The organism is Gemmatimonadales bacterium (genome assembly GCA_030697825.1).
Taxonomy (GTDB): Bacteria; Gemmatimonadota; Gemmatimonadetes; order Gemmatimonadales; family JACORV01; genus JACORV01.
The window spans coordinates 1-7,460 of sequence record JAUYOW010000002.1 but is presented as its reverse complement, the minus strand read 5'-3'; the positions used below and the strand labels follow the sequence as shown (position 1 = coordinate 7,460).

The following is a 7,460-nucleotide window of genomic DNA, read 5'->3' as shown; positions in this document are numbered from 1 at the left end:
CGCGACCGGCGGGTGCTCTTCCAGGAACATGCTGAGGTGATCGTTCACCACGCTCTTCACGATCCCCTCGACCTCGCTGTTCCCCAGCTTGGTCTTGGTCTGCCCCTCGAACTGCGGCTCCTTCACCTTCACCGACATGATGCAGGTCAGCCCCTCCCGAACGTCGTCGCCGGACAGGGTGAAGTCCGCCTTCCTCAAGGCGCCACTCTTCTTGGCGTACTCGTTGATGGTCCGCGTCAACGCGGCCTTGAAGCCGGTGAGGTGCGTACCGCCCTCGTGGGTATTGATGTTGTTCACGAAGGTGAGCGTGGTCTCCGTGTATCCCGCGTCGTACTGCAACGCGATCTGCACGTCCACCTCGTCCTTCAGCGTCTCGATGAGGATGGGCTTGGGGTGCAGCGGCTTCTTGTTCTGGTTCAGCCACTCGACGAACTGCACCAGGCCGCCCCGGTACTGGAACGTCTCCTCCTTCTCCTGGCCCAGCCGCTCGTCCTTCAGGATGATCGTGAGGCCCTTGTTGAGGAACGCCAGCTCCCTCAGCCGGTTCTCGAGGATGCCGTAGTCGAACCGCGTCTCGGTGAAGATCTCGGGATCGGGCTTGAAGCGGACGATGGTCCCCGTCCCCTTCACCTTGCCCGTCACGTTGAGCTTCTTCACCGTCTCGCCGCGCTCGAACGCCATGTGGTAGCGCTCGCCGCCCCGGTCCACGCAGACCTCGAGCCGCTCGGAGAGCGCGTTGACCACGCTGATGCCGACGCCGTGCAGCCCGCCCGACACCTTGTAGGTGTTCCGGTCGAACTTGCCGCCCGCGTGCAGGACCGTCAGCGCCAGCTCGACGCCGGGGATCTTCTCGGTGGGGTGGAGGTCAACGGGGATGCCGCGGCCGTTGTCCTTGACCGTGACGCTGTCGTCCGGATGGATGATGACCTCGATCCGGTCGCAATGCCCCGCGAGCGCCTCGTCCACCGAGTTGTCCACGGCCTCGTAGACCAGGTGGTGCAGGCCGCGCCCGCTGGTCGAGCCGATGTACATCGCGGGGCGCTTGCGTACGGCTTCCAGCCCCTTCAGGACCTGGATCGAGTCTGCGCCGTATTCGTTAGGCTTGTTTCGGGGCGTCATGGGCGTTCTGATTCCTTGGTTCAGGGGAGCGGGGAGCGGGGAGCGGTACCTGGCGATGCACGTCGCCGACGTCGAGGCACCCAACTGGCACCCAAAGGTACCGCTCCCCGCTCCCCTTCATCCAACCATCGTACTCGCCACTTGCTTCGGCGTCGTGATCAGCCTCAACGTCACCGGCGCCGCCTCAAGACTCACGAACTTCGGTTCTTCTGTCGTCGCGACGGTAGGCTCCGCCTGGGTGCGTTCCAGCCACTGCTTCCGCAGCCGCAGGAACCGGCGCAAGAGCTTCTTGCGATCCTCGGCGAGGCGCGGCTGCAACGTCCGCCACGGGCCGGCGAAGAAGTCCTCGCCGAGCTCGAGCCAGTACAGCAGCAGGTCGTGATCGTGCAGCTCGCCCAGGCACTCCTGCATGTCGCGCGTGAGCTTGCGTTCCACCTCGTAGGCCAAGCCGCAGGTGTCGGAGTGGAAGTCGAGCACGTAGCGCAGCCGCTTGAACTCGATCCGTAGACCGTGCAGCTGGTCGGGCGTCGGGTCGGGCTCGGTCATCGCCCCATCCTTCGCGATGATCCCGCCGCGCTCCTCGATCGCCTCGGCGAGCGTCTTTGCCGCCATCACGTCCTCTTCACCCGTGAAGCGCGGCCGCTTCGCGAACTCGTCCAGCGCCCGCCGCAGCTTCTCATAGCGTCGGTGCTTCAAGCCCTTCTCGAGGCGTTCCTGGGCGGCGTACCGACGCTCCTTGAGCCCGGCGAGCAGGGCCTCGAGCCGCTTGGCCTCGGCGCCGCCGAGAGCTTCAGCGTGACGCTCCTCGAGCAGCGCGATGACGACGTCGTGGTCCCGCACCCGCCCCAGCCGCCGAGCGATCCACGGTAGATCCAGGCGGATGCGCTTCCTGGGCGCCAGGAACCCCTCGAAGAGCCGGAGCGCCGCGCGGAGCCTCCTGGTGGCGACGCGCATCTGGTGCACGTCCTCCGGCTCGCCGCCATGCCGCGCGCCCTTCTCGTGATGGGCGATGAGGCGCAGCTGCGCCGCGAAGATCTTCCCCGCCGCCTGACGAGTGGTCAACGGGAGGGCCGGAACCAGCGGTGCGCCGCTCACGGTACGGCTCCCGGCTCCCGGCTCCCGCTGGTCAACGTCCGGCTCCCGGCTCCCGGCTCCCGCTGCTCACGGTCCGGCTCCCCGCTCCCCGCTCCCGACGATCCACCTGATCCTCTCGATCCGCCCTTTCTTCCGTCCCGCGTTGATCCTCGCCATGATATCCGGCGTCATCAGACTCAGCTCCTGCCTCCACGCACTCGACTTCACCCGCACGAACAGCGTCCCGTCCTGGGTCACCGATTCGCACACCGCGGCGCGCGCGATCTCCGGCCCCACCAGCCTGGGCCACTCTTCGACGATCGTGGCCTGCTCGACGCGCCGGGCGATGCCGGCGGACTTGAGAAAGCCCGCGAGCACATCCGACACCCGCGCCGGCGCGCCCTTACGCGCGTACCGCGCCATTCTCGATTCTCCGCATGGGCAGTCCGCTGATCACCCGTGGCACCTCTTCGGCTTTCGGTACGGCCGCGATGACCTGTTTCCCGCTGGCCGCCATCGCCTCGATCATCGCGCCCAGTCTCCTGCTGCGCTCCGCATCAAGCTCGGCGAAAGCATCGTCGAGGCAGATCGTGGGCGCCTCGAGTGTCTCGGCCTCCACGATCCGGAGCGCCAGCGCCGCGGTCCGATGCTGCCCCGCCGACCCGTAGGTGCGCAGGTCGCGTCCGTTCAGCGCAAGCTTCAAGTCGTCTCTATGCGGACCGACGCTGGTTCGGCCCCGCGCCACGTCGCGCTCCCGCGTCTTCTCCAGCGCCGCGAGCAGATTGCCCGTCACGCTGGGAGCATAATCCAGCCGCGGCTCGCCGCTCTCACCCATCGCTTCAGAGCGCTCGCGATAGCGGTCACGCCATTGCTCGGCCCACACCGCACGCGCCGAGATCACCCTCGCGCCGGCTTCCGCAAGCACTCGCTCCCACACCGGCATCTCGGCAGCCGTGGCGCGGCAGCGGTGTTTCAAGGCCCGCCGGTACTGCCCCAGCGCCTCGACGTAGCCCTTCACCGTCAGGGACAGCATCACATCGAGATAGCGCCGCCGCTCCCTGGGCCCGCCCGCCACGAGCGCCACGTCACCCGGGCTCAGCACGACTCCGCGAATGATGCCGATCGCGTCAGCCATTCTCACGGGCTCGGCGCCACCCACCGTCACTTTCTTGGCGCGCGTCCTCGCGTCGAATCCCGCCGTGACCCGATCGGTAGCCACGAAGAAACCGTCCGATCCGAACCTCACCAGCTCCCGATCCCCAGCGCCGCGAAAGCTCCGAAACACCTCGCAGTACAGGAACGCCTCGATCAGGCTGGTCTTCCCATGTCCGTTCAGCCCGACCAGCACGCAACCTTCCGCGGGGATCTCGAGGTCCGCGTCATCCAGATTGCGGAACCCCCTCACCCGAAGCTGTGCGACGACGGCTACTTCACCGTCACGGTCACGGTAGCAGTGACCGTCTCGTGATCCAGCACATCCACCGCCCGCACCGTGTAACTGAACGCGGAGTTCCTGAGAGGGTTCAGCGCGATCGGGAAGACCGCGGTGAATGCGGTGTCGTTCGGCGCAAGGGGCAGAAAGTTGAACCCGCCGCCGATGATCGTAAGCTCGATGGACTTGATGTTCGAGCGGTCCCGCGAAACGACGAGGATCTGCAACACTCCAGTCGAGTCAACCAGCGTGTCCTGGGCGGGCCGGATGACCAGTTCGGGGCCCTCAACGTCCGGTCCTTCAGGCGTCGGGCCTGTCGGGGTTCGGGCCTCCTTGCACGCCAGCAAAGAGGCTGCCAGGAGGGCGCTTTGAAGGGTCCGGATCACGGATAACAAAAATAGGCCAAAACCCCTGAAAAATCAAGGGGTTAGGAGGGGTTCAGCGGCGTGCCGAAACGGTGTCCTGGACGGTGAAAAAGGCGGTGTCCGAAGCCGCGAATCCGATGAAGTCCGTGACTTTCACGACCAGGCGGATCTGGGTCCCGATAGGCATCGCGCCCGGCACGTTGTACGCCAGCGACTGGGTCACCTCGAAGAGGCTGTTCGCGCTGACCGGATCGTTGACGACGAAGGTCGAGTCGGAGCTGCGGATCTGGACGTTGATGGTGTTGAGGCCGTCGGGGTCGAAGGCGTAGAGCGAGCCGACGATGGAGCCGGGGCTGTTCACGACGAGGTTCGGCGAGAAGCTCAGCTCGACCTGGGGCGGAGCAGGCCGGGCGCGCGGATCGGTGCAGGAAAGCAAGAGGGCACAGAGGCACAGGGGCACAGGGGCACCGAGCGAGCGCCGGAGGCTTCCCGTGCGCCTGTGCGCCTGTGCGCCTGTGCCCGCCTTCAGTCTATCGTCCTTCAAACTTCGCCGGCCGCTTCTCGAGGAACGCCGTCAGCCCTTCCTTCATGTCCTTCGTCGATGCGACGAGCCCGAACGCGTCGGCCTCGAGTCGGAGCCCTTCTTCGAGCGTCATCTCGAGCCCGCGATCCACCGCATCCATCGTCAGTGCGAGCGCGATCGGCCCCTTCGCGATGATCGTCCTCATCAACTTCTCCGCCTCGGCCATGAGCTGGTCCTGCGGGACCACCTTGCTCACCAGGCCCATGCGGAGCGCGTCCGGCGCGTTGACGTGCTCGCCGCTCAAGAGCATGTAGAGCGCGTTCCCCTTGCCGACGATGCGGGGGAGCCGCTGCGTCCCGCCATACCCCGGCGTGATGCCGAGGTTGACCTCGGGCTGGCCGAAGCGCGCGTTCTCGCTCGCGATCCGGATGTGGCAGGCCATCGCCAGCTCGCAACCGCCGCCCAGCGCGAAACCGTTCACCGCCGCGAGGACCGGCTTGCCCATCGTCTCGAAGTCGCGGAGCATGCTCTGGCCGGTGAGGGCGCGGTCGCGGCCGTCGAGGACGCCCTGGTTGGCCAGGTCACCGATGTCGGCGCCCGCGACGAAGGCCTTGGGGCCGCTGCCGGTCAGGATGATGCCGCGCACGTCGGCATTGGCCTTGAGCGCCCGGGCCGCGTCGTGCAGCTCGGCGACGACGGTGTCGTTCAGGGCGTTGAGCTTGTCGGGGCGGTTGATCGTCAGGATCGCGAACCCGTCTCGGATCTCGAGGAGGAGGGTCTGGTAGCTCATGGCGGGAAAAGTAGCGGTGGGGTAGGTTGGCTGCCAATTGAAGGGAGACGGGAACAGGGGAGACAGGGGAGTTAGGGGAGGTAGGAGAGAAAGGGGAGAGAGGGGAGGGTGGAATTCAGAACGGTGAGTTGGGCGCCGTCGGGGGCGCTGCGCATCCTCGATCAGACGCTGCTGCCGGTGGAGGAGTGCTATCTCGACCTCGATACCGTCGAAGCGGTGATCGAGGCCATCCAGTCTCTCCGGGTGCGTGGCGCGCCGGCGATAGGCATCGCCGCGGCGATGGGGCTGGTGTCGTCGCTGCGGTCGATCTTCCGCGAGACGCGCGAGGTGTTCCTCGCCGAGGTGGAGGGGCGTGCCGAGCGGATCGGGGCGTCGCGGCCGACGGCGGTGAACCTCGGCTGGGCGATGGAACGGATGCGGCGGGTGGCGCGCTCGACCCAGGGCAGCGCGGCGGCGGTGTTCGAGGCGCTATTGCAGGAAGCGCAGGCGATCTGGCGCGAGGATGTCGAGATGTGTCGGAGGATTGGGGAGCATGGGCAGGTGCTGATGAAGAAAAGGGAGAAAGGGGAGATAGGTGAGAAAGGGGAGATACGGGTGCTGACCCACTGCAACACTGGGGCGCTGGCGACCGGGGGGATCGGGACCGCGCTCGGCGTGGTTTACACGGCGGTGCGCAGTGGCAAGCACGTGCACGTTTTCACCGATGAGACGCGGCCGCTCTTGCAGGGAAGCCGACTCACCGCGTGGGAACTGTCCAAGGCTGGGATACCCTACAGCGTGTTGCCGGACTCGGCCGCCGCCTCGCTGATCGCGCAGGACGGGGTGGACATCGTGCTCGTCGGCGCCGACCGAGTGGCGAGGAACGGTGACACGGCGAACAAGGTCGGGACGTATCCGCTCGCGCTGGTCGCGCACCGACACGCGGTCCCGTTCTACGTCGTTGCGCCGACGACTTCGTTCGATCTCTCCTGCCCGAGCGGTGACGAGATTCCGATCGAGCAGCGCGGCGCGCTGGAGGTGACGCATCCGCTGGGCCGCCAGGCGGCGCCGGAGGGGAGCGCGGTGTTCAATCCGGCGTTCGACGTGACGCCGGCGGAGCTGGTGACGGGCTACGTGACGGAGCAGGGGATCCTGCACCCACCGTTCGGGCCCACATGAACGGTTCTTCATCCGGCCTTGTGGAACTGTTCACATTATGAGGGTATTATCCCCCCAGCTATGAGATTTGCGGTCGCGGTCATCCTGCTGCTCGGCCAGTTCCAGTGGCTGCCCGGCGCGTTCGTGTGCACGCGCCAGGAAACGGCCATGGACGGGTGCCAGCCAGCCATGACAGGCGGACCGGCAGTCGCCACCCAGGCGACGCAATCGCACGGGGCCACGGGCTGCATGTCGCTTGGCCCGTGCGCCGTGGTCAGTCCGGCCGTGCTGCCGTCCGCGCACGTGGCATTCGTTGGTGCAGTCGTACGTGGAGGCGCGTCTGGCGCGCCGGCGCGTTTTTCCGGTTTCGTAGCCTCTCCGCTCTCTCCTCCTCCGCAAGCCTAGCCTCTTGTAGACGTGGTGCGCCCTGACGCGTCGTGATGCGCGTCGGGGGTGGACTTCGCGCATGAGAGGAGAGGCATGTTGGACATTCGATATATCAAATGTCGGGCGGGGAGGGCGTGGCGCCTTCTGCCCTGGCTGGCCTTCGTCGCCGTCGCCTTGGCGGTCGCGGCCGAGCGGGTCGAGGCGCAGGGCGCGCCGACGCCAATGCAGGCGTCCGCGTCAGCCGACACCCTGACCCTTTCCCGCGCGGTTGCGCTGGCACGGGCCAACAACCCGAGCCTCGCCGCGCGCGCGGCCGACGTCCGCGCTGCGGGCGCCCGCATCCGCCCGGCGGGCACACTGCCAGACCCGACGCTCACCATCGGCGCCATGAACTACATGCTGCCGAGCCTGTCCGCGTCGCGCGATCCGCTCTCCATGAACCAGGTCACGCTCACTCAGATGTTGCCGGTGAACGGCACGCTGGGGCTGCGGCGCACCGTCGCGCGCTTCGACAGCGTGCGGGTGGCGAGCCAGCGCGACGCGCTGATGCTATCCGTCGAGCGCTACGTCCGGGCGCGCTACTGGGACGTGTACCACGCCGATCGCGCGCTGGAGATCATGGATCGCACCCTC

The 7,460-nt window shown here is 67.2% G+C and carries 8 protein-coding genes and 1 pseudogene; 2 read left to right on the top strand and 7 right to left on the bottom strand.

Features of this window, described 5'->3' with window-relative positions; translation table 11 throughout:
* The 7 genes and pseudogenes from Q8Q85_00135 to Q8Q85_00105 form a co-directional block, all read right to left on the bottom strand.
* Positions 1 to 1,119: ATP-binding protein (locus Q8Q85_00135; GenBank protein ID MDP3772656.1), on the bottom strand; the 1,119-nt coding region annotated here is incomplete at its 3' end.
* Between the two features lie 117 nt (positions 1,120 to 1,236).
* Complete coding sequence (locus Q8Q85_00130; GenBank protein ID MDP3772655.1) at positions 1,237 to 2,214, bottom strand: CHAD domain-containing protein; 978 nt, start codon at positions 2,212 to 2,214, stop codon at positions 1,237 to 1,239.
* A gap of 66 nt (positions 2,215 to 2,280) precedes the next feature.
* On the bottom strand, positions 2,281 to 2,616 hold the full coding sequence (locus tag Q8Q85_00125; protein MDP3772654.1) for a DUF721 domain-containing protein: 336 nt from the start codon (positions 2,614 to 2,616) through the stop codon (positions 2,281 to 2,283).
* Positions 2,597 to 3,601, bottom strand: a pseudogene (gene recF, locus Q8Q85_00120) (DNA replication and repair protein RecF). Before recF ends, Q8Q85_00125 begins: the two are co-directional and overlap by 20 nt.
* Before the next feature lie 17 nt (positions 3,602 to 3,618).
* A complete protein-coding gene (locus Q8Q85_00115; GenBank protein MDP3772653.1) occupies positions 3,619 to 3,855 on the bottom strand; it encodes a hypothetical protein in 237 nt (78 codons plus the stop codon).
* 208 nt (positions 3,856 to 4,063) lie between these two features.
* Positions 4,064 to 4,426 carry a hypothetical protein gene (locus Q8Q85_00110; GenBank protein MDP3772652.1) on the bottom strand — a complete coding sequence of 121 codons (363 nt, stop codon included), beginning with the start codon at positions 4,424 to 4,426 and terminating at the stop codon, positions 4,064 to 4,066.
* Positions 4,427 to 4,520: 94 nt separating this feature from the next.
* Positions 4,521 to 5,303 carry an enoyl-CoA hydratase-related protein gene (locus Q8Q85_00105; protein ID MDP3772651.1) on the bottom strand — a complete coding sequence of 261 codons (783 nt, stop codon included), beginning with the start codon at positions 5,301 to 5,303 and terminating at the stop codon, positions 4,521 to 4,523.
* Positions 5,304 to 5,411: 108 nt separating this feature from the next.
* On the opposite strand from Q8Q85_00105, the gene mtnA reads away from it, so the two are divergent.
* Positions 5,412 to 6,461, top strand: coding sequence for an S-methyl-5-thioribose-1-phosphate isomerase (mtnA, locus tag Q8Q85_00100; GenBank protein ID MDP3772650.1), 1,050 nt, complete (start codon positions 5,412 to 5,414; stop codon positions 6,459 to 6,461).
* A gap of 459 nt (positions 6,462 to 6,920) precedes the next feature.
* Positions 6,921 to 7,460, top strand: a 540-nt coding sequence (locus Q8Q85_00095; GenBank protein MDP3772649.1) for a TolC family protein, incomplete at its 3' end; no start/stop codon positions are given.

Coding starts and splice junctions, on each gene's coding strand:
- Q8Q85_00125 (MDP3772654.1), bottom strand. CDS start 2,616: ATGGCGCGGTACGCGCGTAAGGGCGCGCCGGCGCGGGTGTCGGATGTG.
- Q8Q85_00105 (MDP3772651.1), bottom strand. CDS start 5,303: ATGAGCTACCAGACCCTCCTCCTCGAGATCCGAGACGGGTTCGCGATC.